The following is a 16,613-nucleotide window of genomic DNA, read 5'->3' on the forward strand; positions in this document are numbered from 1 at the left end:
TAAAGGGTCTTATGTTTGAAAAAATTGTCTTCGGGGGAGTTCTCGGATCTGAGCGCGGGCGAATGCTTGCGTGAAGAAAGGAATCGACTGGGTCTTAAACAAGAGGAAATGGCCCAAATTGGCGGTGTTACACGGAATACCCAGGGAAGCTATGAGCGGAACGAGCGGCGACCCGACACCGGCTACCTGAAAGCCCTGCACGGCGTGGGTCTTGATGTTCTATATGTCGTGACAGGCGTTAGAAGCGCCCCAAGCATTACGGATATCTCCGAAAACGAAGCCGCCTTGCTCACGCGTGTCAGAGCTCTGCCTCTCCATGACCAAGAAACAGTTCACCGTATGGTTGATGCATTGGGTGCAGTGGCTGAAAGAGACAGCGCAGGACAATTGAAGTAATCGTTTAAAATTGTGTCCAACCACGGTTTTGGCTCTACAGATGCCGTCTACGTCCGCTCCGGAATTTACAGAATGGAGCGGTTCACATGTTAGATCTGGTTGAAGTGGAAAACGGCTGTGTTGCCGAAGAGGAGCGCGAGTGGATGATAATTAGTCGGAAGGAGCGACTTCTTATTGAGCTCCATCGGCGGATATCAGAGCGTGATCAACATCAACTCGTACGTCTCACCTCTGGACTTGTAATCCTGGAACAGGAACAAGTCTGAGTTGATCATTCTTTAGACGTACCGAACGTGTATGGACCGCCGTCATGGCGTCGGTGGTCCATCAGGCAACAGCCTGCCTTCCGAGCTGTTCGAACAATTCCTTCTGTTTATCCGGTGTCAAATCACGTAATCGGTCAAACAACAGCACATCCAGCTGCTGTGCAGACGGCCTCAGCGTGTGTGAAAACATCAAATTGGCCACCCATGTGTGTCCACATTTCGCATCAAGGCACTGGCAGTACAACTTCACATAAGCTTTGGTAACCTCCTCCCGAGAGCTAATGCGTCCCTTGTGCCCACACGTTGTGCAATAAATTCTCATGTTCCCTCCCCAGGGCCATCTTCTCGCTAGTATTTTGCCATACCCGTAGTGGCATTATCTGTGGTTTCGGTCATATCAAGCCGTTGCTGGTGTCACCGGCACCAACTGCCAGGAGAACCGCCGGTCTTCGCGCAACGTTGCATTGGCTTGGTCGAACAGCTGACAGATCGGCCTGATCTCATTGCTGGTGTAAACGCGATCGATCTTCTCAATGTCGCCAAACCCCCCATTGTTTTCCGGGATGATTCCGGCCAAAGCCGGGTTCATACGCCAAGCCGCGATCACGTCATTGCGCGTGATGTTCTTCACCTTCTCCAGTTCGTCCTTGGCTTGAAAGTCACCCACCGGGATGATCTGGATGGCCTTCTCGGAACCGCCCGGAATGTTGACGAACATCGACCGGAAGTTGCCCACTCCTTTGCTGGCCGTGATCTGGGCACGTAGCTCGTCTTCGTCCTCTTCGGTCAGGTTCGGGTCGTTGGTGTAGAAGATGTATCCGGCATGAGCGCCATTGCTGTAGTAGCGACGACGAAAAAGAGTTGCTGCCTCATTGAGCAACAGTGCCTGCAGGCCGCCCAGGTACTCGGGCACGCCATAGATATTCTGTTCCACGTCGTAATTGAGGATGTGTTCAATCTCGTGTTCTTCGAACTCGGTCTCCCGTCCGTTCTGCTCCAACTGGACGAACCCGCCGTCGACCCTCACCCGCATGTTGATGGCCGGCAAATGGGTCAGCTCCAGGATCTGGCCCAGCATGTTAGGGACGCGGTAGAAATACGCCTCGCCAAACACCATGAAGTCGAGCGCGGCCCGACTCATATCGGCCACCGATAGACCGGCTGAAGGGATGAATTCACGCAGCAGCAGATTGCGTTTGAACCCCGGTATCGCGCCGTGGTGTGCGTTGGCTTTGAGCAGCTTGGCAAGCCCCCTGCGTGAGACTGGCGGCGTGAAGATGCGACCGTCGTCGCTGGCGAACACGCCTAGGTACTGCGCGATGTTGTCGGTCAGCACGGATTCCGGCGCACCGAATGTGAATGCACGCATGGGCCGTTGCGCCGGTTTTTCCTGCTGCAGGGTTTTGGGTTTTGCCATGGGAAGTTGATCCAGTGAGTGCGTAGCGACTGCGCCGCTTTTTGTCCGTGTTGAGGGGTTCGTACTGCAGGGCGTGCATGACCGCCCAGGCCACGTCCGCGTGACCTGTCGCGTCGGTTCGCGACGCGCTGTAGGTCACCTGGCCGCTGGCGGTTGTGCCGCGCTTGATTGTCAGGAAGGCCTGGGCGATATCGTTCCAGCCGGCGTCCCACTCGATGCGGCTGCCCTGGATGGTGTCCTGAGCCTTGAGCACCAACAGGTTCTTGGTTTCCAGGCTGTAGTGGATCGAGGTCGCACGCGGGTAGAAGTCACGCACCAGGTCGAAGACACCGTAGCCGATGCCGGTCGTGTCGATCCCGATGTGCTGAACGTTGAAGCGCTCGGTCAGCTTCTTGACCTGCTCGGCCTGGTACTTGAATGACTGACCACGCCAGCTGTGCTTCTCCAGGATCCGGAACTTGCCGCCGTTCTCCAGCGGCGGTGCGATGACCACGCACGTCGCGTCGTCGCGTGTCCGGCTCGGGTCGTAACCGATCCAGACCGGGCTGTTGCCATACGGGCGCGGGTCGTCCGGATCGAAGTCGGCCCACAACGACAGGTCCGAATAGCAGCGCTCCAGATCTGCCAGGGAAAACGCGCTCTGGCTGCTGTCGATGAATTTGCACATGAACAGCTGCTGGAACTTGTCGTCGTCGTACTCCAGCTGCAGCTGCTCGAGGTCGAACAGATCGCAGCCGCCGGCGATGGCGTCCAGGATGGTGATCACCTTGCGCCACTGACCGTCCGGACACAGCGCGCCGGCAGAGATCTGCTTATCGCTCGGCCATGGCTCCTTAGCGTTCTTGCGCTTGCTGTTGCGGAACTTCTCGCCTTGCCAAAACGGATAGGCCTGGTGCGACACGGCGCTGGGTGTGGAGAAATAGGTTTTGCGCCACTTCTTATGGGTCGCCATGGCGCTGGCCACGGTGTTCAGTTTCTCGAAGTCGCGGATCCAGAAATATTCGTCGACGTACACATGGCCATGGTGACCCTGCGCGGTGCTGCTGTTGGTGCTAAGAAAGCGCAGCTCGGCCCAGGGCTTGCCGTCCTTGCTGAGAACGATCGGATTGCCGGTCAGCTCCAGGCCGAACCAGGACTGGGCAAAGGCGATGATGTAGCTGCGGAAAATCTCGGACTGGGCGCGGCTGGCCGACAGGAACACCTGGTTATCGCCGGTCAGCACTGCGTCCATGAAGGCTTCGCCGGCGAAGTAGTAGGTCAGGCCCACCTGGCGGCTTTTGAGGATGTTCCGGATCCTGGCGGTCAGCGGGTTCTGTTTCGCGGCGAACAGCTCTTTCTGGTAGCCGTACATTTTGCTGATGAACTTGTCGAGAAAGTCCACTTCGCGCAGCTCGCTGACGTCGTTCTTGACCTTCTTTTCCCGCTTCTTGCCGTCGCGCTTGCCACGCTCCCGTCGCTCACCTCGTTGATCATCGCGGCGATGGCCATCGTCATCCTGATCATCACCGACCGGCGCGACCACCGGCTTTACACACTGCTTAACCAAGCGTTCGCGGACGGTCGTCAACCGGTCCAGTTCGTCCAGCTCGCCCTTGGTCAGCGAGTCGGCTTTCTCCAGAAGCAAGGTGATACGCCGGCTGACGGCGGTCAGCGGTTCTTCATCCGTCAGCATGTCTTCCCAGCCACCAACGCGGATCCAGTGGTACACGATCCGGATGTTGGGCAGGTTCAACTGCGCCTGAATTTCCTTGGCCTTGTGACGGCGCAGAAACAGGCGTTTGGCGGCTTCTTTGACTTCGGTTGAGTAGTACATGGGCCGCAGTCTATGCGGCGAAAACGCAGAAAACGTGCAGTTAAAATCCGCGTTTCTCCTATAAATCAAATATAGGAGAAGCGCGAAAGTAAACCGTTTGTTGGAGACGTTGCGGCTCCCTATCTTGGGGCCTCAACTTACCGATGAGCGCAGTTCTTCCCATGCCCCGTTCCCTTGTCAGCTTCTGGAAACGCGTCGCCACCAGCGGTCCTACCGTCGATGGTCGCGTCATCACGCCCCAGGAACTGCGCGACATCGCCGAGACGTACAGCACTACTACTTACACGGCCACCATCTGGTCCGAACATGACCGCTGGCCAGGCTCCTACGGCACCGTGTTTGCCGTGCGCCTGATCGAGGACGTCGAGGGTCTGGCCCCCGGCCAAGTCGCGCTGGAAGCGCAGTTGAAGCCCAACCAAAAGCTGCTGTGGCTCAACGACCAAGGCGAAAAGCTCTTCACCAGTATCGAGATCATGCCCGACTTTGCTGGCACCGGCAGGGCGTACCTGACCGGCCTGGCCGTCACCGACGAGCCGGCCAGCCTGGGCACTCAAGAACTCTACTTCTCCCGCAACCCGGGCAGCCCCGGCAAGCGCGTGCATTACGCGGCGGCCGTCCCGCTGGGTTCGATTGGTGAAGACGAACCGCAGGGCGAGGTGGCCAAGCTGTTCAGCATGTTCACCGGCCTGTTCAAGCGCTTTGGCATTGAAGAGGTGCCAGCCGAAACCACCCCGCAAACCCCTACCGAGAGCAAACCCCCAATGGATGAAGCTACAGCCAAAGCGCTGCAGGCCTTGATCGAACAGCAACTGATCGTCACTGCCGGCATTCAGGCGCTGATTGACAGTTTTGCAGAAGCACCGCCGGCACCCGACCAGGCCCCGATCGACGACGTACAGACGGCGGTCGATGACATCGTGGGCACCGCCGAAGAAGAGAAGCAGATGAGCCGCAAAGGCTCTGACAATGCTGCCGTTCTCGCTGGCATGGCGAAGTTGGAAGCCCGTTTCAGCGCCTTGCTGGACAAGCCGGAAGGCCGCCACCTGTCACGCACCACCGGTGCCGCTGACCCTAAACCGAAGCGGGTACTCTGACATGGCCCAGTCACTGAGCGCATTCGGCGCAAAAATGTTCGCGGCCCTTCAGGTTTCCCTGGCTGAGTCTTACGGCGTCGAGCTGGCCAGCAAGACTTTCAGCGTCGAGCCCACTATTGCCCAGGAACTCAACGAGGCGATCACCCACAAGTCCGATTTCCTGCAGCGTATCAACGTCATCGGCGTGACCGAGATCAAGGGTCAAAAGGTGTTCTTGGGCGTGTCGGGTCCTGTGACCGGTCGCACCAATACCAAGACCACTGATCGTGAAGCCAAGGATGCTTCGGCGCTGGATGACAGCACCTATGAGCTGTTTTCTACCGAATCCGACGTCAGCCTGCCTTACGCCAAGATCGACGCCTGGGCCAAGTTTCCGGACTTCCAGCAGCGCTACTCCGCCGCTGTGCAGAAGCAGATCGCACTCGACCGTCTGATGATCGGCTTCCACGGCATCAAGGCAGCTGCGCAGACCAATCTCACTGAATTCCCGATGCTGCAGGACGTGAACAAGGGCTGGTTGCAGATCGCTCGCGAGCAGATCCCCGAGCAGGTTCTCAAGGAAGGCAAGGTCGCTGGAAAGGTGATGCTGGGCGAAGGCGGCGACTATGCCAACCTAGACGCCCTGGTGCATGACACCAAACAGATGGTCGACGAGCGCGTTCGTGATGGCGGCGACCTGATCGCAATCATCGGCAGTGACCTGCTGGCGGCTGACAAAGCCAAGCTGTACGCCAAACAAGGCGATCTGCCAACCGAGAAAGAACGCATCGAAGACGCTCAGGTCATCGCGACCTATGGCGGTCTGCCGAGCTTCAGCGTGCCGTTCTTCCCGGTCAACGCCGTGGTGGTCACCAGCTTCGACAACTTGTCGATCTACTTCCAGGATTCCAGCTGGCGCAAGCAAACCATCGATAACCCGAAGCGCTCCCGCGTCGAGGATTACAACAGCCGTAACGAAGGCTATGTGATCGAGCAGCTGGAAAAGTTCGCCATGACTGAAAACGTCGAATTGGTGAAAGCATGAGCCTGGCACTGGCGCACAAACGCCGCTTGATTGCAGAAGGCCCAGCGACTGCGGTCGCCGGTGCACAGATGGCTTATTCAGCTGACACCGCGCTGTTCAGTCCTGCCAATGCACGCAAGCATTTGAAGCTGATGGAAGACGCGTTGGCCGGTGATCTGGATCGCATCAGCGCGATCAACAGCCGCGAGCAGCGCCAGCTGCTCAAGCGTGACGAGCTGTTGCCCAAGTACCTGGATTACGTACAGCGGTACCGCGATTCGGAATTGAATTTCCAGAACTCGGTGCTGGTGTATGTCCTGATCTGGCTGTTCGATACCGAGCAGTTTACCCAGGGCCTGGAACTGGCCGACTTCGCCATATCCCAGGGCCAGACGCTGCCTGAGCGCTTCAATCGCGACATTCCGACCTTCGTTGCAGACGAGGTGATCGATTGGGCCGAGGCGGAATTCAAGGCCAGGCGTAGCCCTGAGCCCTACGTTTCCAACCTGCTGCCCCGTGTCGACGGCGAATGGCAGCTGTTCGAACGCATTCCGGCTCGTTACCACAAGTTGCTGGGGATGATCGCGCTGCATTGCAAGGACTGGCCTGTCGCTATTCACCACTTCGAGCGAGCCGAACAGCTCTACGAAAGCATCGGTGTAGGGACGCGCCTGGCTGACTGCCGCAAGGCGCTGGCCAAGGCGCAAGCCAAAGAAAACGCCGGCAACGGCACCGAATAACCGACTACCCCCCCGGCGAGAAACTGTGGACGTGAGCCAACCATTTTATGGCCCCTGACCCACTGAAACAGTTTTCCCGCCCCTAATACAAAAAGCCCCGCACTGGGCGGGGCTTTTGAGAGGCGCTGATGTTTAACGGATCACTGCGAAAGTACATCTATCGTCACTTTCCCGTGAGGGAAAGTCGCGGTGATTTCCAAATTGCTGCCTCCCAATACCTGAACGCATTCCTTCAGAACGCCAAGATAGGTATCAGTCATACGCAGTGCTTCATCAATTGTATCTGGCCGAATGTGTTGCGCCTCCAACCACATGATGGCCATGGCGTGCGCTTGCACAAGCTCATTTCCACGTCCATCAGCCCTCTGACGGTGTTCAAACCAAGCTTTGACGGAAGCGGAAGGTTCTGTTTCGGCATCCATGGCACTCACTCCTCGGTGATCAGGGGGACAAGTGTATGAGTTTTTCTGGAAAACCCAGCATTTTTATTGAGCAGCCGATCACAAATGACGGATTTTGGCCCGATCTGTCCTTAGCTGAGTTTCAGAAGTGTTACCGCCTGCCGGCGGAGTACCTGATAGAGATGCTGACCGCCGATCTGACCATGGCCATGATCGAGGTCAATACCGACCTGGCCAAGTTAAAAGCGCGTTGGCAGGGCACTGGCGTGTCCAACGTTGAATCCGCAGACACCACCGTCCTGCCAGAGCGCACCTTTCAAGCGGCCACGTATAAGCGCGCCGTCTACAGCCGCGCCAAAGCCAGCCTGCTGACTCAGTTCGCCACGGTGAATCGCCGCGAAAGCGCCGAAAACGTGGGCAAGGAACTGCCAGAGCGCTCCGAAACCTTCCTCGCTTTCAGCCAGGCCGCTGTGCGGTCGCTGCAGGGCCGTGGCCGCATCACGGCGGCGTTGCTGTGATCAAGCTCAAGGCGTTGACCGCCTACCTGCTCGAGCGCCAATTGGTTGCCCCTGAGCAGCTCGACAGCTGGACCGACCAGGTGCAGGTCGAGCTGGTCTGGAAACCTGACACCCAAGGCATGCACATGGGTGACATGAATTACGGCGCGACCATCTCGATCGAGCGGTTCGCGGATCACCCGGCGCGCCTGTTTGCCCTGGTAGGCAGCTGGCTGGAAACCCACGACCAAGACCGCGATGGTTTGCCGAACGTGGTGTTCGATGTGGTCATGCTCGACAACGACCTGGCCGACGTCGACATCAAGCTGCAGTTCACCGAGGCGCAGTACCTGGCCGAGGATCCTGCCGGCGAGATCGAGGCCTTTGGCAGTACCTGGTCGTTCGTACCGTTCGAACTGTGGGTGGCTGAGAGCGGCGAGGTGACCGGTCATGGCCTTTGATCTGGACATTCGCGGCATGCTCGAAACCCAGGACCTGCTGGCTTTGATGGAACTGCCGACGCCCAAGCGCAGACGTCTGTTGAACAACGTGGCCAAGCGCGTGCGCAGTCTGAGCCGCCAGCGGATCCGCAACCAGCAGAACCTGAATGGAACCCCGTTCGCTGCCCGCAAGGACACGTCCAAGGGCAAGAAGAAGATGGAAGCCGGCTTGGGCAAGCTGCTCGATGTCACCCGCCTGACTGGTAACGAAGCCGAACTGGGCTGGCGCAACACGCTGACCCGCTGGGTTGCCTCGCAGCAACACAACGGCGTGTCCGAACGGCGTACCGCCGCACAGATGCGCCAGTGGAACAAGGTCCCTCCGGGCACCGCCGCGACCGAAAAACAGGCCAAGAGCCTGCGCCGTCTGGGTTTCAAGACCCGTCAGGAAGGCAAGAAGACCCTGACCCGCCCATCCGTGGCGTGGATCCAGCAACACCTGAACTACGCCAGAGCGGGATTGCTGATCCGCGTCCTGGACGACGAACGAGCCGAATCCACCGGTGCGCAAAGCTGGAACATCCAGCTGCCTGCGCGTCAGTTCCTCGGTGCCAGCGACAGCGAAACCAGCCAACTGGTGAACCTGGTGCTGCAACAAATCCTTAATTCACCCCGCTAACGAGGCACCGCTTTATGGCACTCGGCAAAGTCAGCGTTAACAATCTCAACCTCGGCCAGGGTGCCGTGAGCGAGATCGAACGCTATTTCCTGTTTATCGGTCCCGCTGCCAAGAACGTCGGCAAGCTGGTCCCGTTGGACACCCAAAGTGATCTGGACGTCCAGCTGGGCGTTGCGGACAGCGACCTGAAAACCCAGATCCTGGCGGCGCGCAGCAACGGCGGCGATCGCTGGGCCTGCATCGCCGCTCCGATCGCAGGCGAAACCACCTGGCAACAGGCGCTTGAGAGCGCCACCCGCACTTATTCATTCGAAGCGGTGGTGATCGTCAACCCGGTAACCACTCAGGCCGAGCTGTCAGCGATGCACGTTGCAGCCAATGACCTGAGCAACAAGCTGGGCCGCCGCGTCTTCGTGATGGCCGCCACTGCCGACATTGCTCCGCAGTTGAGCTGGAGCGCTTACGTTGTCGAGCAGAAAGCCATCGTCGACGGCCTGGCTGCGCCTCGGGTTCTGCCGGTACCGCAACTGCACGGCAATAACCTGGGCGTGCTGGCCGGTCGACTGGCCAATGCCGCCGTGAGCATTGCCGACACCCCGATGCGCGTTGCCACCGGCGCGGTCCTGGGCCTGGGCGCTGAACCTAAAGACATGGACGGCATCCCGCTGAGCACCGCGGTGCTTTCGCAGCTCGACGCAGCGCGTCTGTCTGTGCCGCAGACGTACCCGGACTATCCGGGCACCTACTGGGGCGACGGCAACATGCTGGACACCCCCGGCAGTGACTTCCAGGTGATCGAGAACCTGCGGGTCGTCGACAAGGCAGCCCGCCGCGTGCGCGCTCTGCTGATCCGCTACGTGGGCGATCGGACCCTGAACAGCTCGGCCAACAGCATGGCGACCACCACGTCCAAGCTGATGGCCCCGCTGCGCGCGATGGCCAAGTCCACCAAATTCGCCGGCCAGGTGTTTCCAGGCGAGATCGAGCAGCCCAAGGACGGCGACATCGTACTGACCTGGACGAGCAAAACCTCTGTCGTGGCCTACCTCAAGCTGCGTCCCCTCAACTGCCCGAAAGACCTGACCGCGAACATCGCGCTGGACCTTTCCGTTACGGATTCGGAGTAACCCATGGCCGCAAAAATTGGCGGTAAGAACTTCGACGTGAACCTGGGCGATCTGCTCGTTCACGTCGAGGCCGGCACCATCGACATCACGGACAACAGCACCGTGGCCCAGACCAAGGGCGTGCCCAACGGGCACGTCGACGGCGACGTCGCTGCAGCCGGCGAACTGGAGCTGGACACCACCAACTTCAATCTGCTGATCGAGCAGGCCAAGACTGCGGGCAGCTTCCGCGAGCTGGAGCCGTTCGACATCGTGTTCTTCGCCAAGGCCGGCGAAGAGGAACTGCGGATCGAGGCCTTCGGCTGCAAGGTCCGCGTGTCGAGCCTGCTGAGCATCGATCCCAAGGGCGGCGCGAAGAACACCCACAAGGTGCCGTTCGACGTCACCAGTCCGGATTTCATCAAGATCAACGGCGTGCCGTACCTGGCTGCTGCTGAGATCGAGGGCCTGACGTAATGGTTTGCCCGTTCGATCGTGCGCAGGCTCTGGAGCAGCGACAGCGCGACCAGGCTATTGCGGCCCAGTTGGCCAAACCGCGAGCGAGCGGGCCGAGCCTCACCCATTGCCAGGACTGCGACAAGGAGATCCCACCGGCGCGCCAGGCATTAGGCGGTATGACCCGTTGCGTGCCTTGCCAAACCCTGACCGAAAAAGGACTTCGCTGATGAGCACCAATCAAGCTGCTCAGGACACCGCCATTGCGTTGGTGAAGGCGTCGCCCGCTATCGGCGTCGCCGCCACCGGTGCGACCGGTGCCGTTGACTGGTCCGCAGTGGCCTACATGCTGACTGCGTTTTACATGGTGCTGCAGATCCTGCTGCTGATCCCCAAGTACCGCCAGATGCTGCGGGACTGGAAGGTCAAGCCATGAGCCTGCGGGTCAAGATCACCGCCGGCGTGCTGCTGCTCTGCAGCGCCACGTTGACCGCCTTCCTGGGCACCTGGGAAGGCAACGGCCAGAACGTGGTGTATGCCGACAAGCTGGCCAGTGGTTTGCCCACGGTCTGCAAGGGCATCACCAAGCACACCAGTCCGGATCCAGTGGTGGTCGGTGAATATTGGTCGGATGCGCGCTGTGCCGAGGTGGAAGGCCTGGTCATCGCCAAGGGCCAGTTGAACCTGGCCGACTGCTTGACCAACCAGGCCATCGGGCAGAACACGTTCGACGCCTTGAGCAGCCATGGCCACAACTTCGGCGTGCCGACGACGTGCGCGAGCCGTGCGGTGGGCCTGATCAATGCGGGCCGCATTGCTGAGGGCTGCAAAGCGCTGGCCTGGGCTTCCGACGGCACGACGCCGGTGTGGGCCTACGTGACCGGTGCCGATGGTCGCAAGACTTTTGTCCGTGGTCTGCACAACCGCCGGCTGGCCGAAATGAGGCTGTGCCTGCAATGACCATCAGCCCGCTGCAACTGCTATTTCGCACCCTGTTTGTCGGCCTCGTCATCTGGCTTGCCGTCGATTGGGCGCTTGATCGGTATGAAACCGTCGTCCAGGAGCGCAACAGCGCAATAACCGAGCGCGATGGCCTACGTGAAGCCGCACGCATCAGCGGCGAGCAGCTCGCAGCGCGGGACCAGCTCGACACCCACCATACCCAGGAACTGAACCGTGCCCGCGCTCAAATCAACACTCTGCAGCTTGCTGTTGCTGATGGCAGTTACCGGCTGCGCATCAAAGCTATCTGCCCCGCAGTGCCCGGTGCCCCCGGCACCGCCGGCCTGGCTGATGCAGGCAGCGCCGAACTCGCAGCAGACGCTCGATCGGATTATTTCTCCCTCAGAGACGAGCTTGCCCTCAGCCGGCAAATGATTCTCGGCCTGCAGGACTACATCCGCCAGGTCGTGCAACGCACGCCGGCACAACCCTGACCCTTTGCAACTCAACCTTACGGAAACACCGACATGAGCGAAGTAAACCGCAGCATCACCCTGGAACGTGGCGACAAGGAATTCACCTTCAACCTGACCCCGCAGGTGATCACCAAGTACTTCAACGCAACGACCCAGGCCAACAAGGTCGCCCCGGCCCACAACCTGCTGATGGGCACCGTCAAGGACGAAGACAAGGCCGCACTGAAAGCGCTGCTGGAAAACCCGATCACCACCATGACCCTGGCCGGTGCGTTGCTTGAAGAGTATTCGCCGGACGTTGAAGTGATCGTAAAAAAGCCCTCGAACATGCCGAAGGCCTGACCCAGGACGGGCTGGGCCAGTTGCTGGCCCTGACCCAACGCTGGCTGCCTGGCGCTGAGCCCACGATTGAAAGCATGGGCACCGCCAAGTGGCTCGAAGACGAACACTGGAGACGCATGGAAATTGCCGTCGCCAACGGCATTTCCACTGCCTTTAACGGATAACCCTGATGGCTGACCGTTCCGCCCGCCTGGCTTTCATCCTGAAACTGACCGACAAGGTCAGTGCCCCGTTGGGCAAGGTGAAAACCAGCTTCAGCGACCTTGCAGCCAAGAGCCAGCAGAACATCATTCAGATGGGCGCGGGCCTGGCCGGCATGGTGGGGGCGGGCAAGGCCATCACCGAATCACTGGAACCGGCGCTTGAAGTGAACCGGGCGCTGGGCGACATGCGCGCCCTGGGCACGACCGAAGACGCGCTGGCGTCGCTGAACCGGACTGCCCTCGAATTCTCGATCACCTACGCCGCCAGCGCCGCCGAGTTCGTGGCGTCGTCACGCGTCATCGATGGCGCGATCAAGGGCCTGGTCGGCGGCCAGCTGGCCACCATCACCAGTGCCAGCAACCTGTTGGCCAAGGTCACCAAATCCGACGCCGAAACGACCGGCGCGTATCTGGGCACCATGTACAACCTGTTCAAGTCCCAGGCAGACAAGATGGGCCGGGTGCAATGGGCCCAGCAGCTGACCGGCCAGACCGCGCTGGCGGTGAAGCTGTTCCGCACCGACGGTGCGCAGTTGAAAGACGCCTTCAAGGAAGTAGGGGCTATCGCGACCCAGGCCGGCGTCAGCTTTGCCGAACAAATGGCGGTGGTCGGTACGCTGTCCAGCACCATGGAAGGCGGCGACGCCGGCGGGCGCTACAAGGCGTTTTTCGAAAACCTCAGTGCGGCTGCCGAGAAAACCGGCCTGAGCTTCACGGACGCCGCCGGCAATGCACTGCCCATGCTGCAGATCATGGACAAGCTGCAGGGCAAGTACGGCGACCTGACCAGCGCGGCTGCCGGCACCAAGCTGATGGAAGTGTTCGGCGGTGAAGGTGCCCAGGTGATCGGCGCGCTCGCCAAGGACACTGATCGTCTGCGCAATGGCATCGCCGAGCTGGGCAAGGTCCGGGGCCTGGAGAACGCCGAGAAGATGGCCAAGGCCATGGTCGACCCGTGGGAGCAGTTTGGCAAAGCCGTCGAGGCGCTGCGCATCGCTTTCGGCCAGTCCCTGATTCCGACGCTCACACCGCTGATGGAACGCCTGGTGGGTATTGCCAAGACCTTGACCCGCTGGACGCAGCTGTTCCCGAACATCACCCGGCTTATCGGTATCACCACGCTGGTGGTCTTTGGTTTCATCGCCGCCATGTCCTTGCTGACCCTGGTCGTCGGTGTCAGCAAGATGGTCTGGCTGGGCATGCTCACCGTGTGGAAGCTGCTCACCTGGCAGGGCTTCAAATCGATCGCCATGTTCCTGTTCCACACGGTCATGGTCGCGGCATTTGTCGTCGGCCTGATCGGTCTGTACACCTGGATGGCGATCGTGCGCGTCGGTATGTTGCTGTGGCAGGGCGCGATCTGGCTGGTCAACGCCGCCATGCTGGCCAACCCGGTGCTGCTGATCGTGGCCGGCATTGTCCTGTTGGCCGCTGCCGTGGTTGCGGCGGTCGTGTACTGGGAAGATCTGTGCGCCGCACTGATGAACACCACCGCGTTCCAGTGGATCAGCGATCAGATGGCCAAACTGTCCAGCTGGTTCGACTCGATGGGCGGCTGGTCCGGCATCGCCAAAACTGCCTGGGACAGCATCCTGTCCACGGTGAAGGGCGCAATCAATGGCCTGATCGAGATGGCCAACAAGATCCCGGGTATCAACATTGAGACCACGTTTGGTGATCTGCCCGAGCCGCCGAAAGTGCCCGATCTGCCTGGTCAGGTGGGCGCACCCGTACCGGGTCCACAACTGCCGGCAGTGGTGACCACACCGCCGGCGGGCACCGTACCGGGGGCCAAAGTCGCCTCGGCAGCTCCCGCTCCAGCAAGCCAGCCACCTAAGCCCTTGGCTCTGGTACCGGCAGCGGTTGCTCGATCTGCGCCGGCCCAGGGTGCTGCAGCGAGAGTCCAGGTGAAACCTGCACCGCCTATCAGCCTGCCACAACCCAACGTGCTGCCCTTCAAACCGCTGCAGATGCCTGCTCCGCAGATCAGCCAGGCCGACCCAATCATGCTGCCGCCGGCGTCGGCTGACCTGACGTTTTCGATGCCGGCCAAAACGGCACTGCCAGAGCGCGTCGAGAAGGTCATCGAGCTGCCCGCCAAATCGGACAAAGGCATCGAAGCCCGCAAGGCGATCAACGCCAATACGTCGATCAGCCCCACCAAACCGCAGGCCGTCCCGAAAGGAGGACTGATGCAAAGCTTCCAGAACCAGAGCAACGCCATGAACCCCAACCAGCGCCCCGGCACCCACGTCGAGACCGTGAACATCAATACTTCCAAGCAGATGACCCCGCTGGAGCTGGAAAACATGATGGCCATGGCGGTGGGCGGCTGATGAGCGAATACGTCGATCTGTTGATCATGAACAATGACCTGGTGCTCGATCCGGCCCGCCAGCCCCTGCTGGTAGATGACCGCGCCTCGATCGCCCAGGACATCGCGCACCTGATCCGCGAAAGCGGCCTGCTGATCACCCTGGTGGCCGAGCGCGACCGGTTGCGTCAGCGTGACTGCATTCAGCAGATGGAGCTGCTCGTCGAAGATGACGAGCGCCTGGTACCAGGCACGGCGCAGATCGAGCAGACCCAGCCGGGTGTGTACCTGGTCACCGCTACCACCGTGAAGTTCGGCCAGGTGGAGATCACCCTATGACCGTCGACTTCAAAAAGGCGCTGGGTGATTCCGGCATTCCGACCACTGAGGCGCAGCTCAAACAGGCTTGGGAAAAGCTGGCCGTCGAGCAGGGCAGCACGCTGACTAATACCAGCGCGTACAGTCCGTTTTGGCGGATCATCACGGCGCTGGTCACCAAGCCCCTGCTGTGGCTGGTGGAGTTCGTCAGCGGTACGGTGCTACCGAATTTCTTCGTCAAGACTGCCGGCGCGCAGTGGCTGGACATGCTGGCCTGGGCGGTGAACATCGAGCGCAAGGCCGCGACTGTGGCCGTTGGTGAACTGCTCTTTACCCGCGCCAATACCGGTGGCGAGCTGGAAGTGCCGATCGGCACTGTCGTTCAGTCACCGACCCTCAACGGTCATATCTACCAGTTGGTGACCACTGAACCACGCAGCTTTGAAGAGGGCCAGAGTCAGCTGGTCGTACCGGTAAAGGCCGTTGGAGCGGGCAGCGGCTACAACCTGGCACCGGGTTATTACGCCGTGCTGCCTCAGTCGGTACCGGGCGTTGTCCAGGTGGTGAACAATACCGACTGGCTGCAGACGCCTGGCGCGGATTCCGAGCATGACGACCAGTTGCGTCTGCGCGTGCGCAACCAGTTTTCGGCGGTCAACCAATGGCACACCGATGCGGTGTACCGGGCGATCATCACCGGTTTTCCTGGGGTTGCTGCTGACGGTGTGTATTTTGAACACGGCGCGCCGCGTGGACCAGGCAGCGCCAATGCGTATGTACTGTTCGACGCTGGCGTGCCCGCCGATGCCTTCCTTGAGCAGATCAACACGCATATCCGCGACGGCGGCAACCATGGCCACGGTGACGATCTGCTGGCCATGGCCATACCCGAAACGCGTCACGCGATCAGCGTCAACGTCTGGCCGGTGGCCAATCTGACGGCGCTGCAGCTGCAGACGCTGCAGAGCGAAGTCGGGCTGTTCATCCGCGCTGCGTTCCGTGAAAGCACCCAGAGCGACTACGCACCGACCCGCACGTTTCCTCAGTCGCGTTTCAGTTTCAGCCGTCTGACCGAAGAGCTGCACGTCCAGTTTCCGGATATCAGTTCGTTGCGGTTCGCCAATGCCGACATCGTGTCCGCGCTGACCATCCCCCGAATCCAGAGCCTGGCGGTGGTCCTGCAATGATCAAGCTCAAGCTGCCGTTCTGGCTTGAAGGGCTGGAGCTGACCAAGCTGGTGGCCACCGCCCAGCTTTGGTGGGAACAGGCCACCGAATGGCTGCGCTGGCCGTACCTGCAGTTCGACGCCGACACCTGCCACCTGTCCATTTTGGAACTGTGGGCCTGGCAGCGTGACGTCACGCGGTTCCTCGCCGAGCCGGAAAGCCTGTTCCGGTTGCGAGTCAAGTACGCCTTTATCAACTCCGTGGACGCCGGCAGCACTGCCGGTTTGAAACGCATCCTGGAGCGCTTGGGCGTCGGCTACGTCGAGATCCAGGAACGTATGCCCGAACGCGACTGGGACGTCGTGTTGCTCACCCTGAGCGATTCCCAACTGTCCGAGAACCCCGACCTGTTGCGTGTGCTGATCCGTCAGTACGGGCGCACCTGCCGCCGGTATGACTTCGTAACTATCACCCCGGTGCGGCTTGCTGTTGCCCTGGTGGATTTCAATGACGATCAGCAAACGCTGGTCGCCAGCCTTTAGGA

The 16,613-nt window shown here is 60.4% G+C and carries 24 protein-coding genes; 20 read left to right on the plus strand and 4 right to left on the minus strand.

The window, feature by feature from the left end; all coding sequences use genetic code 11:
- Nucleotides 1–15 precede the first annotated feature (15 nt).
- Nucleotides 16–396, plus strand: a complete 381-nt coding sequence (locus ALO80_RS24575) for a helix-turn-helix domain-containing protein (RefSeq protein WP_235812511.1) — start codon at nucleotides 16–18, stop codon at nucleotides 394–396.
- 86 nt (nucleotides 397–482) lie between these two features.
- Complete coding sequence (locus tag ALO80_RS24580; RefSeq protein WP_003373153.1) at nucleotides 483–662, plus strand: hypothetical protein; 180 nt, start codon at nucleotides 483–485, stop codon at nucleotides 660–662.
- Between the two features lie 61 nt (nucleotides 663–723).
- Here the strand turns inward: ALO80_RS24580 and ALO80_RS24585 are convergent, their stop codons facing one another.
- The 3 genes from ALO80_RS24585 to ALO80_RS24595 all read right to left on the minus strand — a co-directional run bounded on the left by ALO80_RS24585 (nucleotide 724) and on the right by ALO80_RS24595 (nucleotide 3,892).
- A complete protein-coding gene (locus tag ALO80_RS24585) occupies nucleotides 724–984 on the minus strand; it encodes an ogr/Delta-like zinc finger family protein (RefSeq protein WP_055010879.1) in 261 nt (86 codons plus the stop codon).
- A gap of 75 nt (nucleotides 985–1,059) precedes the next feature.
- Nucleotides 1,060–1,941: a phage portal protein gene (locus ALO80_RS24590; RefSeq protein ID WP_055010907.1), complete on the minus strand. Its 882-nt coding sequence runs from the start codon at nucleotides 1,939–1,941 to the stop codon at nucleotides 1,060–1,062.
- Nucleotides 1,838–3,892: a terminase large subunit domain-containing protein gene (locus tag ALO80_RS24595; protein WP_055010880.1), complete on the minus strand. Its 2,055-nt coding sequence runs from the start codon at nucleotides 3,890–3,892 to the stop codon at nucleotides 1,838–1,840. The genes ALO80_RS24590 and ALO80_RS24595 overlap by 104 nt, the downstream gene beginning before the upstream one ends.
- A 161-nt stretch (nucleotides 3,893–4,053) precedes the next feature.
- Between ALO80_RS24595 and ALO80_RS24600 the strand changes: the two genes are divergently transcribed.
- The 3 genes from ALO80_RS24600 to gpM are packed head-to-tail and all read left to right on the plus strand — an operon-like array spanning nucleotide 4,054 to nucleotide 6,729.
- Nucleotides 4,054–4,986, plus strand: a complete 933-nt coding sequence (locus ALO80_RS24600; protein ID WP_055010881.1) for a GPO family capsid scaffolding protein — start codon at nucleotides 4,054–4,056, stop codon at nucleotides 4,984–4,986.
- Between the two features lies 1 nt (nucleotide 4,987).
- Entirely contained in the window at nucleotides 4,988–6,010 is a 1,023-nt protein-coding gene (locus ALO80_RS24605; RefSeq protein WP_055010882.1) for a phage major capsid protein, P2 family, read from the plus strand.
- The gene (gpM, locus tag ALO80_RS24610) at nucleotides 6,007–6,729 is read left to right on the plus strand and encodes a phage terminase small subunit (protein ID WP_055010883.1); all 723 of its coding nucleotides are present in this window, start codon (nucleotides 6,007–6,009) and stop codon (nucleotides 6,727–6,729) included. Before ALO80_RS24605 ends, gpM begins: the two co-directional genes overlap by 4 nt.
- 140 nt (nucleotides 6,730–6,869) lie before the next feature.
- On the opposite strand, the gene ALO80_RS24615 is transcribed toward gpM, so the two are convergent.
- Nucleotides 6,870–7,151, minus strand: coding sequence for a hypothetical protein (locus ALO80_RS24615; RefSeq protein ID WP_055010884.1), 282 nt, complete (start codon nucleotides 7,149–7,151; stop codon nucleotides 6,870–6,872).
- A 35-nt stretch (nucleotides 7,152–7,186) separates the two neighbouring features.
- Here ALO80_RS24615 and ALO80_RS24620 point away from each other — a divergent pair, with 35 nt between their 5' ends.
- The 15 genes from ALO80_RS24620 to ALO80_RS24685 are packed head-to-tail and all read left to right on the plus strand — an operon-like array spanning nucleotide 7,187 to nucleotide 16,611.
- On the plus strand, nucleotides 7,187–7,648 hold the full coding sequence (locus ALO80_RS24620; RefSeq protein ID WP_055010885.1) for a head completion/stabilization protein: 462 nt from the start codon (nucleotides 7,187–7,189) through the stop codon (nucleotides 7,646–7,648).
- On the plus strand, nucleotides 7,645–8,088 hold the full coding sequence (locus ALO80_RS24625; RefSeq protein ID WP_055010886.1) for a phage tail protein: 444 nt from the start codon (nucleotides 7,645–7,647) through the stop codon (nucleotides 8,086–8,088). Before ALO80_RS24620 ends, ALO80_RS24625 begins: the two co-directional genes overlap by 4 nt.
- Entirely contained in the window at nucleotides 8,078–8,746 is a 669-nt protein-coding gene (locus ALO80_RS24630) for a phage virion morphogenesis protein (RefSeq protein ID WP_055010887.1), read from the plus strand. The genes ALO80_RS24625 and ALO80_RS24630 overlap by 11 nt, the downstream gene beginning before the upstream one ends.
- A 14-nt stretch (nucleotides 8,747–8,760) precedes the next feature.
- The gene (locus tag ALO80_RS24635) at nucleotides 8,761–9,873 is read left to right on the plus strand and encodes a DUF2586 domain-containing protein (RefSeq protein WP_055010888.1); all 1,113 of its coding nucleotides are present in this window, start codon (nucleotides 8,761–8,763) and stop codon (nucleotides 9,871–9,873) included.
- Between the two features lie 3 nt (nucleotides 9,874–9,876).
- On the plus strand, nucleotides 9,877–10,329 hold the full coding sequence (locus ALO80_RS24640; RefSeq protein WP_003342306.1) for a phage protein: 453 nt from the start codon (nucleotides 9,877–9,879) through the stop codon (nucleotides 10,327–10,329).
- Nucleotides 10,329–10,538, plus strand: coding sequence for a TraR/DksA family transcriptional regulator (locus ALO80_RS24645; RefSeq protein WP_004407224.1), 210 nt, complete (start codon nucleotides 10,329–10,331; stop codon nucleotides 10,536–10,538). The genes ALO80_RS24640 and ALO80_RS24645 overlap by 1 nt, the downstream gene beginning before the upstream one ends.
- Nucleotides 10,538–10,744 (plus strand): hypothetical protein, encoded by a 207-nt coding sequence (locus tag ALO80_RS24650; protein ID WP_055010889.1) that lies wholly within the window; start codon nucleotides 10,538–10,540, stop codon nucleotides 10,742–10,744. The genes ALO80_RS24645 and ALO80_RS24650 overlap by 1 nt, the downstream gene beginning before the upstream one ends.
- Nucleotides 10,741–11,268 (plus strand): lysozyme, encoded by a 528-nt coding sequence (locus tag ALO80_RS24655; protein WP_055010890.1) that lies wholly within the window; start codon nucleotides 10,741–10,743, stop codon nucleotides 11,266–11,268. Before ALO80_RS24650 ends, ALO80_RS24655 begins: the two co-directional genes overlap by 4 nt.
- On the plus strand, nucleotides 11,265–11,744 hold the full coding sequence (locus ALO80_RS24660; protein ID WP_055010891.1) for a lysis system i-spanin subunit Rz: 480 nt from the start codon (nucleotides 11,265–11,267) through the stop codon (nucleotides 11,742–11,744). The genes ALO80_RS24655 and ALO80_RS24660 overlap by 4 nt, the downstream gene beginning before the upstream one ends.
- Before the next feature lie 33 nt (nucleotides 11,745–11,777).
- Nucleotides 11,778–12,068 carry a putative phage tail assembly chaperone gene (locus ALO80_RS24665; protein WP_003342295.1) on the plus strand — a complete coding sequence of 97 codons (291 nt, stop codon included), beginning with the start codon at nucleotides 11,778–11,780 and terminating at the stop codon, nucleotides 12,066–12,068.
- 20 nt (nucleotides 12,069–12,088) lie between these two features.
- Entirely contained in the window at nucleotides 12,089–12,232 is a 144-nt protein-coding gene (locus ALO80_RS31660; RefSeq protein ID WP_003342293.1) for a DUF6890 family protein, read from the plus strand.
- Nucleotides 12,233–12,237: 5 nt separating this feature from the next.
- Nucleotides 12,238–14,607, plus strand: a complete 2,370-nt coding sequence (locus ALO80_RS24670; RefSeq protein ID WP_055010892.1) for a phage tail tape measure protein — start codon at nucleotides 12,238–12,240, stop codon at nucleotides 14,605–14,607.
- The gene (locus ALO80_RS24675; protein WP_003342289.1) at nucleotides 14,607–14,924 is read left to right on the plus strand and encodes a DUF2590 family protein; all 318 of its coding nucleotides are present in this window, start codon (nucleotides 14,607–14,609) and stop codon (nucleotides 14,922–14,924) included. Before ALO80_RS24670 ends, ALO80_RS24675 begins: the two co-directional genes overlap by 1 nt.
- Nucleotides 14,921–16,090, plus strand: a complete 1,170-nt coding sequence (locus ALO80_RS24680) for a baseplate J/gp47 family protein (RefSeq protein WP_055010893.1) — start codon at nucleotides 14,921–14,923, stop codon at nucleotides 16,088–16,090. The genes ALO80_RS24675 and ALO80_RS24680 overlap by 4 nt, the downstream gene beginning before the upstream one ends.
- The gene (locus tag ALO80_RS24685) at nucleotides 16,087–16,611 is read left to right on the plus strand and encodes a phage tail protein (protein ID WP_055010894.1); all 525 of its coding nucleotides are present in this window, start codon (nucleotides 16,087–16,089) and stop codon (nucleotides 16,609–16,611) included. The genes ALO80_RS24680 and ALO80_RS24685 overlap by 4 nt, the downstream gene beginning before the upstream one ends.
- Nucleotides 16,612–16,613: the final 2 nt, after the last annotated feature.

The sequence above is a fragment of the Pseudomonas caricapapayae genome, from assembly GCF_001400735.1.
GTDB classification, from domain to species: domain Bacteria; phylum Pseudomonadota; class Gammaproteobacteria; order Pseudomonadales; family Pseudomonadaceae; genus Aquipseudomonas; species Aquipseudomonas caricapapayae.